Genomic DNA, 15,951 nt, shown 5'->3' with positions numbered 1-15,951 from the left:
GCCAATCGCGCCTCACGCGTCCAGTTTTCTAATGGTTTGCCCCTGCACCGCCTGCATCTGTCCGGCAGCAACCGCCTGCGGCGCGATCTCGGCCAGCGGCACCAGCACAAAGGCGCGCTGCGCCATGCGGGGGTGCGGCAGCATGAGTTCCGGGCTGTCCATGCGCGTGTCGCCAAACAGCAGGATGTCCAGGTCCAGCGTACGCGGCGCGTTGCGGTAGGGGCGCAGGCGGCCGGCGCGGGTTTCAATGGCCTGCAGCTGTGCCAGCAGTTCGTGCGCCCGCAGGCGGGTCTGCACTTCCACCACGGCGTTCACGTAATCCGGTCCGTGGGAGTCCACCGGCGCGCTGGCATACAGCGACGATTGCCGGGTGAGCACCACGCAGTCCAGCGCGGCAATGTCCTGCACGGCCTGGAGCACGGCGGCACAGGCATCCCCCAGGTTGGCACCCAGACCGATGTAGGCGGTGGTCAGGTCCCGCATGGACAACTCAGGCGCCGGTATCGGCACCTCCCTCGGGATTGCCGGCACCCCGGGCAGCACCGGAGCGGCGCCGGCGCCGGCGCTTGCGGGGGGCGCCACCGCCCTCTTCGCCAGCGGCCTCCGGGCCCGCACCGTCAGGGGCGTCAGAAGCGTCGCCGCTGCGGGCGCTGCCTGCCGTGCCGGTATCGGCTGGCGCGGCCGCAGCGCGCGGCGCACGTGGCGCGCGCGGGCGCTTGTGCTGCTCTTCGCGCACCTGGTCCACCATGTCCTGGCGCAGGGTGTCGTCGGCCATGCTGAACTCCTGCCACCAGTCGGCCAGCAACTCGTCGACTTCGCCGATGTCGGCGCGCAGGCGCATGAAGTCAAACGCCGCGCGGAAGCGCGGTTGCTCCACCATACCAAACGGCGTGCTGCCCACGCGCTTCTCGAAACGCGGTTGCATGACCCAGATTTCGCGCATGTCGCCGGCGAGCTTGCCGCCGCCCGACACATCGCCAATGCGGGCGTGGAACACATCATCAATGGCATCCATGAGTGCCGGGTGCGCATGCTGGCGCTGCTCCAGGCGGCGCGCCCAACCGTCGCGCACGTCGGCCCACAGCACGCAGGCCAGCAGGAAGCTCGGCGCCACCGGTTTGCCTTCGCCCACGCGGCGGTCGGTGTCCTTGAGGGCGGCATTCACAAAGGGCTGTCCGGCACGCTCCACCACCACGTCCAGCAGCGGGTAGATGCCTTTGGCCATGCCCAGTTTCTTTAGGGTCTCGATGGAGGCCAGCGCGTGACCGGTCTGCAGCAACTTGAGCATTTCGTCAAACAGGCGGCTTTGCGGCACGTCGGCCAGCAGGGCCTGGGACTTGACCAGCGGCCCCGCCGTCTTGGACTCCAGGCTGAAGCCCAGACCGCTCAACTTGGCAGCAAAGCGCACGGCACGGATGATGCGCACCGGGTCTTCGCGGTAGCGCGTGGCCGGGTCGCCAATCATGCGGATCACGCGGTTCTTCACGTCCTTGAAACCGTTGTGGTAGTCCACCACGGTCTGCGACTGCGGGTCGTAGTACATGGCGTTGATGGTGAAATCCCGCCGGGTGGCGTCTTCGTCCTGCGGACCCCAGACGTTGTCGCGCAGCACGCGCCCCGTGCTGTCCACGGCGTGCTTCATGCCCGCCAGTTCGCTCTTGCTGGTGCGCTCGTTGCCCGCCACCTGCTCGGCGGCGGCGTTGTCCAGGTAGGCGCGAAAGGTGGAGACTTCAATCACTTCATGCTCGCGCCCACGGCCATAAACCACATGCACGATGCGGAAACGCCGCCCGATGATGAAAGCGCGCCGGAACAGCCCCTTGACCTGCTCGGGGGTGGCGTCGGTGGCCACGTCGAAGTCCTTGGGACGCAGGCCCACCAGCAAGTCGCGCACCGCGCCGCCCACCACATAGGCCTCAAAGCCGGCACCCTGCAGGGTGCGCACCACGTTGATGGCGCGTTCGTCCACCAGGTTGGGATCAATGCCGTGGACCGACACCGGAATGTCCACCCGCTTGCCGAACTGGGGCTTCTTGCGCGTGGGGGCAGCAGGCGTCTTGCCCAGCAATTTATCGATGAATTTTTTAATCATGTTTTCTCTAGAACAGGTCAAGTATGCGCCATCCACGCGCCTGGGCCAGTGTGCGCAGGCGGTCGTCCGGGTTGGTCGCCACCGGTATGCAGGCCTTTTCAAACAACGGCAGGTCGTTCATGGAGTCGGAGTAGAACGTGGTTTGCACGGTATCCCACGACAGGCCGCGGGCCTGCAGCCACTGCTCCACCCGCGTGACCTTGCCCTCGCGAAACGAGGGCACGCCGCGAATGGCGCCGGTGAACCAGCCCGAGCCACCTGGCTGGTCGTCGCGCTCCAGCTCCACGGCAATCAGTTCGTCCACACCAAAAGCCTGGGCAATGGGGCGCGTCACGAACTCGTTGGTGGCGGTGACGATCACCACCGCATCGCCGGCCCGCTGGTGCTGGCGCACCAGTTCCAGCGCCTGCGGTTGTATGGCTTTCTGGATGACTTCCCGCATGAAATCTGCGTGCGCAGCTATGGAATTGGTAGCACCCTGGCGACGCACGGCAGCGGTGGCAAAACGCACGTAGGCCCGTATGTCGAGCGTTCCGTCCTTGTACTGCTCGTAGAACACATCGTTCTGGCGCTTGAACTCCGCCGCGTCGGTCCAGCCCCGGGCGGTGGTGAATTCACCCCACTCGTAATCGGAGTCGATGGGAATCAGCGTGTAGTCCAGGTCAAACAGGGCCAGGGGGGTCTTCGCACCCCGGTCTAGCCCCTGGGCGCCCGTGGCGGCTTGGGGGGTGGGTGCTTGCATCAGTGGTTGTCCATCATGGATTTGATCAGGGGAATGGTGACGGCGCGCTGGGTCTGCAGGGCGTAGCCGTCGAGCAGCTCCAGCAGCTCCATCAGGCTGCCCAGGTCGCGGCTGAAGCGGTTGAGCATGAAGTCCATCACTTCGTCGCTCAGGAACACGCCCCGGGCGTCGGCCGCCTTGCGCAGCACGGCGCGGCGCTCGGGCTCGCTCAGGGGCTGCAGGCTGAAAATGTGACCCCAGCCCAGACGGGTGCGCAGGTCGTCGCGCAGCTTGAGGTCCACCGGCGCGAACGCCCCCGCCGCCAGCACCGGGCGCTGGTGGGTCTGGGCGTTCACAAACCAGTTGAAGGCCACATGCTGCTGCGCCGCGGTATACAGGTGCACGTCGTCCAGCAGCACGGCCGCCCAGGACTCGCTGAACTCGGGCGCATCGTGCACCGAGGGGTCCAGCCAGCCCACGCGCGCGCCCTGCTCGCGCAGGGCTTCACGGACGGCCTTGAGCAGGTGGCTCTTGCCGCTGCCGCTGGGGCCCCACAGGTAGGTGGGAACCGGCGAGCGGGTCTGGGCCTGGGCCTTGCTGCCCACCCACAATTCCAGGTGGCGCAGGGCCGCCTCATTGGGGCCGGCACAAAAATTGGCCAGCGTGGGGCCTGTCGACAGGCCAATATCCAGCGCGATCTGCTTCATGCGGTCACCTTCAGCCCCGGTACAGATGGCTGGCCAGGTAGCCGGACCGGACGCGGCGCACCGCCACCAGCAACACGGCACTGACCGGCAGCGCAATCAGCACGCCCACGAATCCCCAGAGCTGGCCAAACGCCAGCAGGGCAAAGATGACGGCCAGCGGGTGCAGGCCAATGCGCTTGCCCACCAGGCGGGGCGTCAGGAAGAAGCCCTCGACGATCTGCCCCCCACCGTACACCACGGCGATCATGATGGCCGCCCGGGCCACGCCCACCGTGCTGGAAAACTCCAGCAAGCCGGCAAATGCCGCCAGCACCAGGCCCACGCCAAACCCCACGTAGGGCACAAACATGGCCAGGCCGGTAAACACACCAATCGGAACCGCCAGGTCCAGCCCAAACAGCGACAGGCCCGTGCTGTAGAACAGCGCCATGAGCACCATCACCAGCAACTGGCCGCGCAGGTACTGCCCCAACACGGCATCGGCCTCGTCCAGGAAACTGTCCGTGGCACCACGCAGGCGCGGGGGAATCAGCTCCCGCACCAGGCCGACCAGGCGGTCCCAGTCCATCAGCAGGTAGAACAGCGCCACCGGAATGAGAATCGCATTGCCGATGACAAAAAACGCCACACTGCCCCCCAGCCGGAGGGACGCCAGGACGCCGCCCACGGTGTTTTCCACGTTGGCATTGAGGTGCTTGACGACAAAGACCTTGACGCTGGCCAGGTCCAGGTTCAGGTGGATGCCCCACTGCGCCAGCCAGGGCTTGAGGGACGCGCCCAGGCTCTCCAGCACCATGGGCAGCTGCTCACGCATCTGAGGCAGCTCCTTGGCCAGGATGGGCACCATCAGCAGCAGGACGGCCCCCACCACGAACACAAACAGCAGCTCGACCACCACCACGGCCAGCAGCCGGGGAACGCGGCCCCCCGCCGCATCGTCCAGCCAGTTCACCAGCGGCGTCAGCGCATAGGCCAGCACGGCCGCCACCACAAAGGGCGTCAGCACCGGGGCAATCAGCCACAGCGCGCAAGCCAGCAATGCCGCGATCAGGCTCCAGGCGACAAAACTTTTTTGGGGAGGGGTGAATTGCATACAGTGAGGTAGACCCTTAAAACGCAGTTTCAGCGAAGACTGACAATTACCCGAAGGGTGTGTCCGGTCGCAGCTAAAATCTAGCCAAATTCTATAGGGCTCTGCCACGGCAGCCATGGCCCGCCACTTCACATGACCAATTCAAGCTCCACCACTCCCCTGTCCTACAAAGATGCCGGCGTTGACATTGACGCAGGCGACGCGCTGGTCGAGCGCATCAAGCCGCTGGCCAAGAAAACCATGCGCGAAGGCGTGCTGGCGGGCATCGGCGGCTTCGGCGCCCTGTTCGAGGTGCCCAAGCGCTACCAGGAGCCCGTGCTGGTCTCCGGCACCGACGGCGTGGGCACCAAGCTCAAGCTGGCCTTCGAGTGGAACATGCACGACACCGTGGGCATCGACCTGGTGGCCATGAGCGTCAACGACGTACTGGTGCAGGGCGCCGAGCCCCTGTTCTTCCTGGACTACTTCGCCTGCGGCAAGCTCGACGTGGACACGGCGGCTGCCGTGGTGGGCGGCATTGCCAAGGGTTGTGAACTGTCTGGCTGCGCCCTGATTGGCGGCGAAACGGCCGAGATGCCCGGCATGTACCCGGCCGGCGAATACGATCTGGCCGGTTTTGCCGTCGGCGCGGTCGAAAAGTCCAAGATCCTTACCGGCGCCGGCGTCAAGCCCGGCGACGTGGTGCTGGGCCTGGCCTCCGCCGGCGTGCACTCCAACGGTTTCAGCCTGGTGCGCAAGTGCATCGAGCGTGCCGGCGCCAACACCCCCGCCACGCTGGACGGCAAGCCCTTCAAGCAGGCCATCATGGAGCCCACCCGCCTGTACGTGAAGAACGTGCTGGCCGCGCTGGCCGCGCACCCCATCAAGGCCCTGGCCCACATCACCGGCGGCGGCCTGCTGGAGAACATTCCCCGCGTGCTGCCCGAAGGCATGGCCGCCCACCTGACCAAGGGCAGCTGGCCGCAGACCGAACTCTTTGCCTGGCTGCAAAAGACCGCCGGCATTGACGACATCGAGATGAACCGCACCTTCAACAACGGCATCGGCATGGTGGTGGTGATTGACGCCGCCCACGCCGACGCCTGCGCAGCCACGCTGCGCGCGGCCGGCGAAACCGTCTACACCATTGGCGCCATTGCAGCGCGGGGCAACGCGGCCCCAGTGGTCGTTGCCTGACACAGCCCGTGGCTGAACCGGCAGCCAAGACCCACCACCTGCCCGCCGGCGTCTGGGCGCTGGGCCTGGTCAGCATGCTGACCGACATCTCGACCGAGATGGTCAGCGGCCTACTGCCGGTGTTCCTGATCGCCGGCCTGGGCGCCAGCGCCTCGCTGGTGGGGCTGATCGAAGGCCTGGCGGGTGCCACCACCATGGTGGTCAAGGTCTTTTCCGGCAGCCTGAGCGATTACCTGGGGCGGCGCAAACCCCTGGTGCTGGGCGGCTACCTGATGTCGGCCCTGGCCAAGCCCCTGCTGGCCATGGCGCCGGGCATAGGGTCCATCGCCGCGGCCCGCATCATGGACCGCATGGGCAAGGGCGTGCGCGATGCCCCGCGCGACGCCCTCATAGCCGACATCACCCACGGCAGCATCCGCGGCGCCGCCTTCGGGCTGCGCCAGGCGCTGGACACCGTGGGCGCGTTTGTCGGCCCGCTGCTGGCCATGGGCCTGATGCTGCTGTGGGCCAACGACTACCGCGCCGTGTTCTGGGCCGCCGCCATCCCCTCCACGCTGGCCGCGCTGCTGATGTACCTGGGCGTGCGCGAGCCCCACCACCCCAAGGCCGCCACCGCCGGCAACCCCCTGACCCGCAGCAACCTGGCCCAGCTCGACGCAGCCTACTGGTGGCTGGTGGCGGTGGGCGCCACCTTCACGCTGGCCCGCTTCAGCGAAGCGTTTCTGGTGCTGCGCGCCCAGCAGGACGGCCTGCCCCTGGCCTGGACGCCCCTGGTGCTGATTGCCATGAACCTGGTGTACGCCGCGCTGGCCTACCCGTTTGGCAAGCTCTCCGACCAGGCCAACCCCAAGCACCTGCTGGGTGCGGGCCTGCTGGCCCTGATCGGGGCCGATGTGCTGCTGGCCCGCGGCGGCATCGGCATCTGGGGCGGCATTGCCCTGTGGGGCCTGCACATGGCCATGACCCAAGGGCTGCTGTCGGCCATGATGGCCGGCGCCGCGCCGGCCCACCTGCGGGGCACCGCCTACGGGCTGTTCAACCTGGTCAGCGGCCTGGCCCTGCTGGCCGCCAGCACCCTGGCCGGCCTGCTCTGGGACGTCTGGGGCGCACCGGCCACCTTCACGGCGGGGGCGCTTATCGGCACGCTGGCGCTGTTGCTGCTGTGGTTCAAACCGGCGTTCGCAACCCGGGCACACTGAGCGCGCGCCGGCTCCGGGCACGGGGCAAGCACCTGCTTGCTAGTAAATTCATAGCTGCTTACGCCCGTTCCGTCTGGACTTTTGGCACTTTTTGATCCAAACTGCAGCATCGTCCGCTCTGGAGCACGACTGCATGCCGGTAATCGCCGTGATCAATCGCAAGGGAGGCAGTGGCAAAAGCACCCTGGCAACGCACCTCGCCACCTGGCTGGCCCGCCAGGGCGCGGCCGTGATGCTGGGCGATGTCGATCGCCAGCAGTCCACCCGGGCTTGGCTCAAGCGGCGTGACGCCGCCCTGCCGGCCATCGTGCCCTGGGCCATCGACCAGCGCAACGTCCTCAAGGTCCCGCCCGGGGTCACCCACGTCGTGCTGGACACCCCCGGCGGCATGCACGGGTTCGAGCTGGCAAAGGTCATCATGTCCACCGACGCCGTGGTGATGCCCCTGTGCAATTCCCTGTTCGACCGCGAGTCTGCCGCCGCCTGCCTGGCCGAGCTGCAAGCCTTGCCGCGGGTGGCCTCCGGTCGCTGCAAGCTGGGCATCGTGGGCATGCGCATCGACGCGCGGACCCGGGCCGCGCAGACGCTGGAGGCGTGGGCGCAGGCGCAGCAGGTGCCCTTCATCGGCTTCCTGCGCGAAGCCCAGATGTATGTGCGCAGCCTGGACAGCGGACAGACCCTGTTCGACGGCCCGCTCCCCGCAGACAGCGCCGACCTGCATCAGTGGGAACCCATCGTGCAGTGGCTGCAGCCCCTGGTCGGCCTGCCCTCCCAGCCCCCCGCCACCGCACCGGCACCCGTCGATGCCGGCGGCGAGCGCATTGCGGCCCCCCGCGCTGCCAGCCTGATGCCTGCGCAGGAGGCGCTAGTGCACGGCAGCCGCCTGTCGGTGTTTGCGCCGGCCACCCCGGTGGCACAGCCGCCCACCGATAGCCTGCCCTTGCCGCGGCACCCAGGCGGGCTGGACCATTTTTCGGGGCCCCGGAGCCTGCTGCGCCACTGAGCCCGCTCCAGTCATCATGTCCTGATTTGATCGGAACCTGTCCGCTGCCGAGCGGACTGACCATCACACCCCAGCAACAATAAGGACTCCAACCTCTGCTACAAAGGAGTCCCTGATATGAAAAGCTGTCTGATTGTGATTGATGCCCAGGAGTCGTTCCGCCACCGCCCGTACTCCACCGAGCGCGACATGCCCGCCTACCTGGCGGCGCAGAACGCACTCATCACCGGCTGCGTGGCCGGGGGCGTTCCGGTGGTGCGCGTGCTGCATGTGGATGGTCCGGCCGATGCCGCCAACCCCTTCGCACTGGAGTCCGGCCACGTCACGCCGCTGCAGGGACTGACCCCGTTCACCCCGGCAGCCACCTTCCACAAGCACCGCCACAGCGCGCTGGTGGGCACCGGGCTGGACGTATGGCTGACGGAAAACGGCATCGGGCGCCTGATCATCAGCGGCATCCGGACCGAGCAGTGCTGCGAAACCACCACCCGCCATGCGTCCGACCTGGGCTGGCGCGTGGACTACGTGGTGGACGCCACCCTCACCTACGACATGCTGCAGCCCGACGGCCGCCCCCTGAGCGCCGCCGACATCAAAGCCCGCACCGCCACCGTCCTGCAGGACCGGTTTGCCACGCTGTGCACCGTCGAGCAGGCCCTGCAACGCGCAGCCGCTGCCGCACCGTAATACGCCACAGCCGCCACCGCCATGCCTACGCCAGGTAAAACCGGGTTGATCGACGTCTACTTTGTGCTGCTGCCCGACAGCCTGATCCTGGACTGGGCCGGCCCCGCCGAGGCCCTGCGCATGGCCAACCAGACGCTGGTGGCACAGGGCCTGGCACCCCGGTTTGCGCTGCACTTTGTCAGCCCCCACCCCAGCGCCACCAGTTCCGTGGGCGTAGCGGTGACCGGATTGGAGCGCTTGCCGGCGCTACCCACCACCACACCGTGCTGGGTAGTGTTGGTTGGCCAGCCGGGCCAGACCATCACGGTGGACTCGGACGCTGCGCGCGCCGTCTTGCACTGGCTGCGCGGCCTGCGGCTGGCCAGCGGCCAGGTGGAGCTGGTCACCATCTGCGCCGGTGCGGTGCTGGCGGCCCACGCAGGCTTGCTGGCCGGGCGGCGCGCCACCACACACCACCAGCACCTGGATGAACTGCAACGCGTGGAGCCCCGCTGCGACGTGGTGGCCAACCGGGTATTTGTCGAGGACGGCGCGGTCTTCAGTAGCGCGGGGGTCACCACCGGCATCGATCTGGTCCTGCACCGCATCAATACCGTATGCGACCCGGCGCTGGCCGCACAGGTGGCGCAGACCATGGTGGTGGCGCTGCGGCGCGGCCCGCACGACCCCGAGCTGTCGCCCTTCCTGGCCTACCGCAACCACATGCACCCGGCGCTGCACCGCGTGCAGGACGCCGTCAGCCAGACGCCGCAAGGCGACTGGAGCGTGCCCGGCATGGCGGCCGTGGCCCACACCTCGCCGCGCCACCTGACACGCTTGTTCCTGGAGCACGCGGGCGTGGCCCCGCTGCAGTACCTGCGCCGCATCCGGCTGGCGGTGGCGCAGGCGGCCCTGCAGTCCGGCCACAACGTGACCCGGGCCGCCGAGCTAGCCGGCTTCGGCTCGGACACCCAACTGCGCCGGGCGTGGCGCCAGTTTGCCGTGGCGGGCACGCCATCCGACGCCGCTTCGCTATCAAATAAATAGCTGCATACGCAATAGATACGGGCTCAAGCGGCATCCATGCCTAAAAAAATGGGAGCTGACTGCCCCCGGCAGGCTCAGCTGCGCCGCAGGGCGTCCACCCGTTGTGCAATGGCGTCCACATCCACCAGGTCGTCGGCGTGCACCAGATAGCACTCCAGGTCGGCCACAGCCTGCTCGGCGTGCCCCAGTTCGGCGTGCGCCAGACCGCGATCGCGGTACTCGGGCCACGATTCGGGCAGCAAGACCACCAAGCGCTCCTGCACCGCCAGCAGGCGCTGCCAGTCGCGCTGGGATTCGTAGATTTCCTTGAGGTTGCGCAGCATGCGCGCGATGATGTCCCGGGGGGTTGCGGTCTGCAGGTACAGCCCCAGCGGCGCCTCGAACTCGTCGAGCAGCCCGCTGCGCCGGCGAAACGGCTCCAGCCGTTCGGCCAGATCTTCGCGGCTGAGCGATTTGCCGCTCAAGGGGTCCAGCACCGCCTGACCCATGGGCAGATTCACCTTGACCATGAAATGCCCGGGGAACCCCACGCCCCGCACGGACAGGCCCAGGCCCTGGGCCAACTCCATCCAGAGCACGGCCAGGGCGATGGGAATACCCCGGCGCGTGCGCAGCACCACGTCGATGAAGCTGTTGTCCGGGTCGTAGTAGTCGTTGACGTTGCCGCCAAAACCCAGCTCCAGGTAGAAGAACTGGTTGAGAACCCGCAGCTTCTGCAGCGGCGCGGCATCGGCCGGAATGCGCCGGCGCACCCGCGCCAGCAACTGGTCCACCTCGTCCAGCACGGTCTGCACGTCCACCTCGGGGTACTCGTCCTGCGCCAGGCTCACGGCGGCCTCGAACAGCACGAAATCGCCATCGCTTTGCACCAGCGACGCGAAATGATCCAGCGGCGTGGGAACGTCAAACGTCAGGTTCATGGCGAATCTCCTCGCTAGGGGTTCAGCGTCGCAGGAACTGCCGCAGGTTCAGTCCGGCAGCCCACACAGCCCCAAGATACACCACACCCGACCCTGCTAGCAACAGCGCCAGCAAAACAATCCGCTTGAGACTCTCGCCGCGCAGTTCGATCCAGGGGAAGGCCTGCACCGCCCACAGCAGGTAAATCACCAGCAAGGCGCTGCCCGCCAGCACCTGCAGGGCAAAGCGCCCCCATCCCGGCTCGGGCCGGTACTTCTTGCGCCACAGCAAGCCCGTCAGCAGCCACAGGGCATTAATGAGCGCACCCAGGCTGATGGACAGGGAGAGCCCGGCGTGCTTGAACAGGGGCACGAACACCAGATTGAGCAGCTGCGTGATCACCAGCACCGCCACGGCAATGCGCACCGGCGTCTTGATGTCCTGGCTGGCATAGTAGCCCGGCGCCAGCACCTTGATGGCCACGATGCCCACCAGGCCCGCGCCCCAGCCCATGAGGGCCACGGAGGTCTGCTGCACGTCGTAGGCCGTGAACGCGCCGTAATGGTAGAGCACCGCCACCAGAGGCTTGGAAAAGAGCAGCAGCCCCAGGGCGCAGGGCACCGACAGCAGCACCACGATGCGCAACCCCCAATCGAGCAGGGCGGAGTATTTCTTGGCATCGCCCAGCGAACTGGCCAGCGAGAGCTGCGGCATCAGCACCACCCCCAGGGCCACGCCCAGCATGGCGGTGGGGAACTCCATCAGCCGGTCGGCGTAGGTGAGCCAGCTCACGCTGCCGCTGGGCAGGTGGGAGGCGATCTGGGTGTTGATCAGGGTGGAGACCTGCGCCACACTCACCCCCAGCAGCGCCGGCACCATCAGCGTGGCCACGTTGCGGGTACCCGGGTCGGCCCAGGCGGCGCGCAGGGCCGACCAGCGCCAGCCAAGGTGCGGCATCATGCCCATTCTGTGCAGCGCGACGAACTGCACCGACAGCTGCAGCACACCACCGGCCAGCACGCCGGCACACAGTGCGTAAATGGGCTCCAGCCCCATCGATTTGAACCACGGCCCGCCCAGCCAGGCGGCCCCGATCATGGACAGGTTCAGCAGCACCGGCGTGGCGGCGGGCACGGCGAAATGCTTCCAGGTATTGAGCACGCCCGCGGCCAGCGCCACCATGGACATGAAGCCGATGTACGGGAACATCCAGCGCGTCATGACCACGGCCACGTCGTAGCCGTGCGGGTTTTGCTGCAGGCCGCTGGCCATGGCCCAGACCAGCCACGGCGAACCCAGCACGCCCAGTACACAGGTCAGCAGCAGCGCCCACCCCAGCACCGTGGCCACCCGGTCCACCAGCTGGTGGGTGCGGTCGTGCCCGTGCTGTGCCCGCGTGGCCGCCAGCACCGGCACAAACGCCTGGCTGAACGCCCCTTCGCCAAACAGGCGGCGGAAAAAGTTGGGAATGCGAAAGGCCACGTTGAACGCATCCGTCATGGCGCTGGCGCCAAACATCGATGCAATCAGGAGTTCACGCACCAGCCCGGTGATGCGCGACGCCAGGGTCAACAGGGAAACAATAGAGGCGGATTTGAATAGCGACACGGCGCAAAGTGTAGCTGCTGGGCGGCGCTCCCCTGCGAATTTACGTCCTGCTATATAATGATCGGCTTTGCTGGCATCATCCTCAGACACAAGGAATTATTACTATGGCATCTGGAAAACCCAAGAAAAAGAACCCGCGCTTGGCGTCGGGCCGTAAGCGCGTCCGTCAGGACGTCAAGATCAATGCAGCAAACACCTCCCTGCGTTCCAAATACCGCACCGCGGTGAAGAATGTGGAAAAAGCCGTTCTGGCTGGCGACAAGACCAAAGCTGCTGAACTGTTTGCGAAGATGCAAGCCGTGGTGGACACCGTGGCTGACAAGGGCATCTTCCACAAGAACAAGGCAGCCCGCGACAAGAGCCGTTTGGCTACCAAGGTGAAAGCCTTGGCTCTCGCAGCCTAATTTTTAGGCACATCGCACGCGCAGGGCCCTCAAAACACCCCGCGCGCCGTTTGTAACGGGTGCGCTACCAGCAAAGCAGGAAAGCCGTCGCAAGACGGCTTTTTTGTGTCCGCACGCTTTTCGTCCTCACTTCATCCGGGACGGCAGGGTGATGGTCTCGCCGGCCACCATGAACGCGCCGCGCCCCCGGTGGTGCAGCGTGCGTGGCTGGTCTTTGCGGGCCGGATCCATCCAGGCCTTCAGTACCTCCAGCACGAAAAAGTTGTAGCGGTTCACCAGCCGCGTGTCGACCACCCGGCATTCCAGGTTGGCGTAGCACTCGGCAATGAGCGGCGCCTCCACCAGCGACGCGGCCACCGGTGTCAACCCGAAGGACGCAAACTTGTCCACCTGGCGCCCGGAAGTGTTGCCGCAGCCCACCACCTGGCTAGCCAGCTCCGCTGTCGGGATGTTGAGCACGCACTGACGGGTGGCCTTGAGGGCGGCAAAGCTGAAGTCGCGGCCGCTGACGATGCAGCCCACCAGCGGCGGCTCGAACTCCATCATGGTGAGCCAGGACAGCGCCATCACGTTGGCCTGGCCTTTGCGCGCGGTGGTGAGCAGCACCACCGGCCCCGGCTCCAGCAGACCATAGACCTTGGACAAAGGAAACGCGCGCTTGGCCATGTTGCCACCTCCGTTGTATCAACCCTTGGGAATGTTGATGATGCGCTCACCCAGCATGTGATTGCCCAGAAAATCCAGAAATTGCCGCACCGCGGGCACCAGCCCCCGACGGGACGGAAACACCGCATGCACCACGCCCGGCCGGGGCGACCAGCCCGGGAGCACCGGCACCAGGCGCTGATCCGCCAGCTCTTCCTGGCACATGTAGTCCGGCAGCACGCAAATGCCGGTGCCCGCCACCACGGCGAACTTGAGTGTGAGCAAGTCGTCGGCCGTGTAGCAGGGGCGGTGCTGGAATTCGTAGGCGTGCCCGCCGGGGCCCTGCAGCCACCAGGCCGAGCGGCCATCGGTGCAGGACATGGCCACGGTGGACAGCTGCGCCAGGTCCTGCGGCGTGGCGGGCCGCCCTTCGCGTGCCAGTTGCGCCGGGCTGGCCACCAGCCAGGACTGCGTGGTGCCCAGGTTCTTGACCACCAGGCTGGCGCTTTCGCCCAGATCGGTGCGCACCCGCAGGGCTACATCCACCCCGTCTTCCAGCAGGTCCACCACCCGGTTGGTCACCTGCATTTCCACCCGGACCAGGGGGTTCTGGGCCAGAAACGCCGGCAGCAAGGGCCCAATGGTGGACTGCGCCAGCGTGACCGGACAGGTCACCCGCACGGTGCCGCGTGGCACGGTCTGGATATGGGCCACGGCGTCGGCAGCGGCCAGGGCTTCGTCACGGATGGCCGCGCAGTGCCGGTGGTACAGCTCACCCGCGCCGGTCAGCGACAGCTTGCGCGTGGTGCGCTGCAACAGACGCACCCCCAGACGGGCTTCCAGTTCGGCCACCCGCCGCGACAGCCGGGACTTGGGCACGCCCAGCGCACGGCCCGCCGCCGCAAACCCCTTGCGGTCCACCACCTCCGCAAAGTACACCATGTCGTTGAGATCCTGCATGGGCGCTCCATTCGCTACATATTCGAGACAATGAATCGCATTTTCGCCTACTTATCAAATATTGATATCACCATCACAATTAATCCGTTGCCACACACCGTGGTTCTAAGAGAGATTAATCATGAAACTGCTTCACATTGATTCCAGCGTCCTGGGCGACAACTCGGTTTCCCGCCAACTCACCGGCCACATCGTTGCCCAGTGGGTAGCCGCCCACCCCGGTACGGTGGTGGACTACCTCGACCTGGCAGAAAACGCGCCCAGCCACCTGTCCATCGACTCCCTGGGCTTTCGCCTGGGCGCACAGGACGCCCCCCTGAGCCCGGTGCAGCAGCGCGAAAACGCCCTGTCGGAGGCGCTGGTCAGCCAGTTCCTCGCCGCGGACGTCATCGTGGTGGGAGCCCCCCTGTACAACTTCGCCATTCCCAGCCAGCTCAAGGCCTGGATTGACCGCGTGGCCCAGGCCGGCCGCACCTTCAAGTACACCGAGAAAGGTCCCCAGGGACTGGCCGGTGGCAAGACGGTGCTCGTCGCATCGACCCGCGGTGGCGTGTATTCCACCAGCGACGCGGGCCGTGCCATGGAGCACCAGGAAAGCTACCTGCAAACCGTGTTCGGCTTCTTCGGCATCACCGACGTGCAGTTTGTGCGCGCCGAAGGCCTGGCCATGGGCGAAGACGCAAAAGCCGCGGCTCTGGCCGGTGCCCAGACCCAGATCAAGGGTCTGGTGAGCGTTGCCGCCAACCAGCCACGCGCCGCTGTGGCAGCCTGAAGCATCCCCAGGGGATGCCTGCGCGGAGAATTTGTGCTCAAATGGGCATGCGGGCAGTCCGCACGCGGGAATTTGACATGACTTCCATTGCCTCCATCTCCCTCTCGGGCATGAACGCAGCGCAGACGCAGCTCAACGCGTCTGCGCACAACATTGCGAACCTCGGAACCGCCGAGTTCCACCGCCAGGAAGTTGTGCAGAGCGCGCAGGCCAGCGGTGGCGTGACCACGTCCCTCACCCGCTCGGACGTGGAAGGCCCCGCACTGGAAACCGACGTGGTGACCCAGTTGCAGGCCAAAAACGCGTTCCTGGCCAATCTGGCCGTTTTCAAGACCAGCGACAAGATGGCGGGAGCCCTGTTCGACACCACCGCATAAGGTGGTGTGGCGGCGGCGCATTGCGCCCGTTGAAGGTTAGCCGCGCCCGGTGGCGGGGTCGCGGGCCGGTGCACCGGCCGGCAGTTCGGGCCGGGTCTCGCTGACCTGCAGATCGTTGTCTTTCGCAAAGTTCATGCAAAAGTCCCAAGCCATGACGTCGTAGTCGCGCAAGTCGCTGTGGATGATCACGCATTTCACCGCGCCGATGGCGGTGGGAATGCACCAGGGCGAGTAGCCCAGATGGCTGCCGGGTTGTGGTCCGCCCGGGCGGAACTGGCTCATCACCCCTGCCAGGCGTTCGGCCCAATCACTGGGACGGAACGTTTTGCCCTGTCGGGTCAACCCCAGGATATAGAGTTCTTTGGGAGGTGTGGAAGCCATCGGTTGGACGTATATCGCGGCTCTCGGACGGAACCGGCATGTTGTGCCATGCGGGGAATTCTACCCCCCGCAACTGTCATGAAGATGACAGCTTGGCGTGCCAGGCAACACCGCATCACTGTGATGCCAATTTGTCACCGGCCCCGATCGGGCGATGCGCCTAAAATCAGGCTTCAACGGCCCAACCAGCCTCTGTTTGA

18 protein-coding genes are annotated in these 15,951 nt (G+C 66.5%); 8 read left to right on the top strand and 10 right to left on the bottom strand.

What is annotated here, in order from left to right; all coding sequences use genetic code 11:
* Nucleotides 1-12: 12 nt before the first annotated feature.
* The 5 genes from folK to AC1Q5W_RS14395 are packed head-to-tail and all read right to left on the bottom strand — an operon-like array spanning nucleotide 13 to nucleotide 4,613.
* Nucleotides 13-483, bottom strand: coding sequence for a 2-amino-4-hydroxy-6-hydroxymethyldihydropteridine diphosphokinase (gene folK, locus AC1Q5W_RS14415; RefSeq protein ID WP_492643464.1), 471 nt, complete (start codon nucleotides 481-483; stop codon nucleotides 13-15).
* Between the two features lie 7 nt (nucleotides 484-490).
* Nucleotides 491-2,092 carry a polynucleotide adenylyltransferase PcnB gene (gene pcnB / locus AC1Q5W_RS14410; protein WP_492643465.1) on the bottom strand — a complete coding sequence of 534 codons (1,602 nt, stop codon included), beginning with the start codon at nucleotides 2,090-2,092 and terminating at the stop codon, nucleotides 491-493.
* A gap of 7 nt (nucleotides 2,093-2,099) precedes the next feature.
* Nucleotides 2,100-2,834 carry a histidinol-phosphatase gene (locus AC1Q5W_RS14405; protein ID WP_492643466.1) on the bottom strand — a complete coding sequence of 245 codons (735 nt, stop codon included), beginning with the start codon at nucleotides 2,832-2,834 and terminating at the stop codon, nucleotides 2,100-2,102.
* Nucleotides 2,834-3,520, bottom strand: a complete 687-nt coding sequence (hda, locus tag AC1Q5W_RS14400) for a DnaA regulatory inactivator Hda (protein WP_492643467.1) — start codon at nucleotides 3,518-3,520, stop codon at nucleotides 2,834-2,836. Before hda ends, AC1Q5W_RS14405 begins: the two co-directional genes overlap by 1 nt.
* Nucleotides 3,521-3,530: 10 nt before the next feature.
* On the bottom strand, nucleotides 3,531-4,613 hold the full coding sequence (locus tag AC1Q5W_RS14395; RefSeq protein WP_492643468.1) for an AI-2E family transporter: 1,083 nt from the start codon (nucleotides 4,611-4,613) through the stop codon (nucleotides 3,531-3,533).
* Between the two features lie 132 nt (nucleotides 4,614-4,745).
* On the opposite strand from AC1Q5W_RS14395, the gene purM reads away from it, so the two are divergent.
* The 5 genes from purM to AC1Q5W_RS14370 all read left to right on the top strand — a co-directional run bounded on the left by purM (nucleotide 4,746) and on the right by AC1Q5W_RS14370 (nucleotide 9,704).
* On the top strand, nucleotides 4,746-5,789 hold the full coding sequence (purM, locus tag AC1Q5W_RS14390; protein WP_492643469.1) for a phosphoribosylformylglycinamidine cyclo-ligase: 1,044 nt from the start codon (nucleotides 4,746-4,748) through the stop codon (nucleotides 5,787-5,789).
* Between the two features lie 8 nt (nucleotides 5,790-5,797).
* Nucleotides 5,798-6,988, top strand: coding sequence for an MFS transporter (locus AC1Q5W_RS14385; protein WP_492643470.1), 1,191 nt, complete (start codon nucleotides 5,798-5,800; stop codon nucleotides 6,986-6,988).
* Nucleotides 6,989-7,121: 133 nt separating this feature from the next.
* Nucleotides 7,122-7,991: a ParA family protein gene (locus tag AC1Q5W_RS14380; RefSeq protein ID WP_492643471.1), complete on the top strand. Its 870-nt coding sequence runs from the start codon at nucleotides 7,122-7,124 to the stop codon at nucleotides 7,989-7,991.
* Nucleotides 7,992-8,108: 117 nt separating this feature from the next.
* Complete coding sequence (locus AC1Q5W_RS14375) at nucleotides 8,109-8,678, top strand: isochorismatase family protein (RefSeq protein ID WP_492643472.1); 570 nt, start codon at nucleotides 8,109-8,111, stop codon at nucleotides 8,676-8,678.
* 21 nt (nucleotides 8,679-8,699) lie between these two features.
* Nucleotides 8,700-9,704 (top strand): GlxA family transcriptional regulator, encoded by a 1,005-nt coding sequence (locus AC1Q5W_RS14370; protein ID WP_492643473.1) that lies wholly within the window; start codon nucleotides 8,700-8,702, stop codon nucleotides 9,702-9,704.
* Between the two features lie 74 nt (nucleotides 9,705-9,778).
* Here the strand turns inward: AC1Q5W_RS14370 and AC1Q5W_RS14365 are convergent, their stop codons facing one another.
* Both AC1Q5W_RS14365 and murJ read right to left on the bottom strand, forming a co-directional pair.
* Nucleotides 9,779-10,624, bottom strand: a complete 846-nt coding sequence (locus AC1Q5W_RS14365) for a SirB1 family protein (protein ID WP_492643474.1) — start codon at nucleotides 10,622-10,624, stop codon at nucleotides 9,779-9,781.
* A gap of 22 nt (nucleotides 10,625-10,646) precedes the next feature.
* Nucleotides 10,647-12,212, bottom strand: a complete 1,566-nt coding sequence (gene murJ, locus AC1Q5W_RS14360) for a murein biosynthesis integral membrane protein MurJ (protein WP_492643475.1) — start codon at nucleotides 12,210-12,212, stop codon at nucleotides 10,647-10,649.
* Between the two features lie 104 nt (nucleotides 12,213-12,316).
* Between murJ and rpsT the strand changes: the two genes are divergently transcribed.
* Nucleotides 12,317-12,616 carry a 30S ribosomal protein S20 gene (gene rpsT, locus AC1Q5W_RS14355; RefSeq protein WP_492643476.1) on the top strand — a complete coding sequence of 100 codons (300 nt, stop codon included), beginning with the start codon at nucleotides 12,317-12,319 and terminating at the stop codon, nucleotides 12,614-12,616.
* 126 nt (nucleotides 12,617-12,742) lie between these two features.
* Here rpsT and AC1Q5W_RS14350 read toward each other — a convergent pair whose 3' ends face one another.
* Nucleotides 12,743-13,282 (bottom strand): flavin reductase family protein, encoded by a 540-nt coding sequence (locus AC1Q5W_RS14350; RefSeq protein ID WP_492643477.1) that lies wholly within the window; start codon nucleotides 13,280-13,282, stop codon nucleotides 12,743-12,745.
* Between the two features lie 18 nt (nucleotides 13,283-13,300).
* Entirely contained in the window at nucleotides 13,301-14,221 is a 921-nt protein-coding gene (locus AC1Q5W_RS14345) for a LysR family transcriptional regulator (protein WP_492643478.1), read from the bottom strand.
* A 121-nt stretch (nucleotides 14,222-14,342) separates the two neighbouring features.
* On the opposite strand from AC1Q5W_RS14345, the gene AC1Q5W_RS14340 reads away from it, so the two are divergent.
* On the top strand, nucleotides 14,343-14,993 hold the full coding sequence (locus tag AC1Q5W_RS14340; RefSeq protein ID WP_492643479.1) for an FMN-dependent NADH-azoreductase: 651 nt from the start codon (nucleotides 14,343-14,345) through the stop codon (nucleotides 14,991-14,993).
* 77 nt (nucleotides 14,994-15,070) lie between these two features.
* Nucleotides 15,071-15,370, top strand: a complete 300-nt coding sequence (locus tag AC1Q5W_RS14335; RefSeq protein ID WP_492643480.1) for a flagellar basal body rod protein FlgC — start codon at nucleotides 15,071-15,073, stop codon at nucleotides 15,368-15,370.
* Between the two features lie 36 nt (nucleotides 15,371-15,406).
* Here AC1Q5W_RS14335 and AC1Q5W_RS14330 read toward each other — a convergent pair whose 3' ends face one another.
* Complete coding sequence (locus tag AC1Q5W_RS14330; protein ID WP_492643481.1) at nucleotides 15,407-15,751, bottom strand: DUF3579 domain-containing protein; 345 nt, start codon at nucleotides 15,749-15,751, stop codon at nucleotides 15,407-15,409.
* Between the last annotated feature and the right edge of the window lie 200 nt (nucleotides 15,752-15,951).

It is taken from the genome of Rhodoferax sp. MLSD5-FHT05B10, assembly GCF_058793415.1.
Note: the sequence above shows the minus strand (reverse complement) of the source record. Positions and strands in the feature narration are given on the sequence as shown.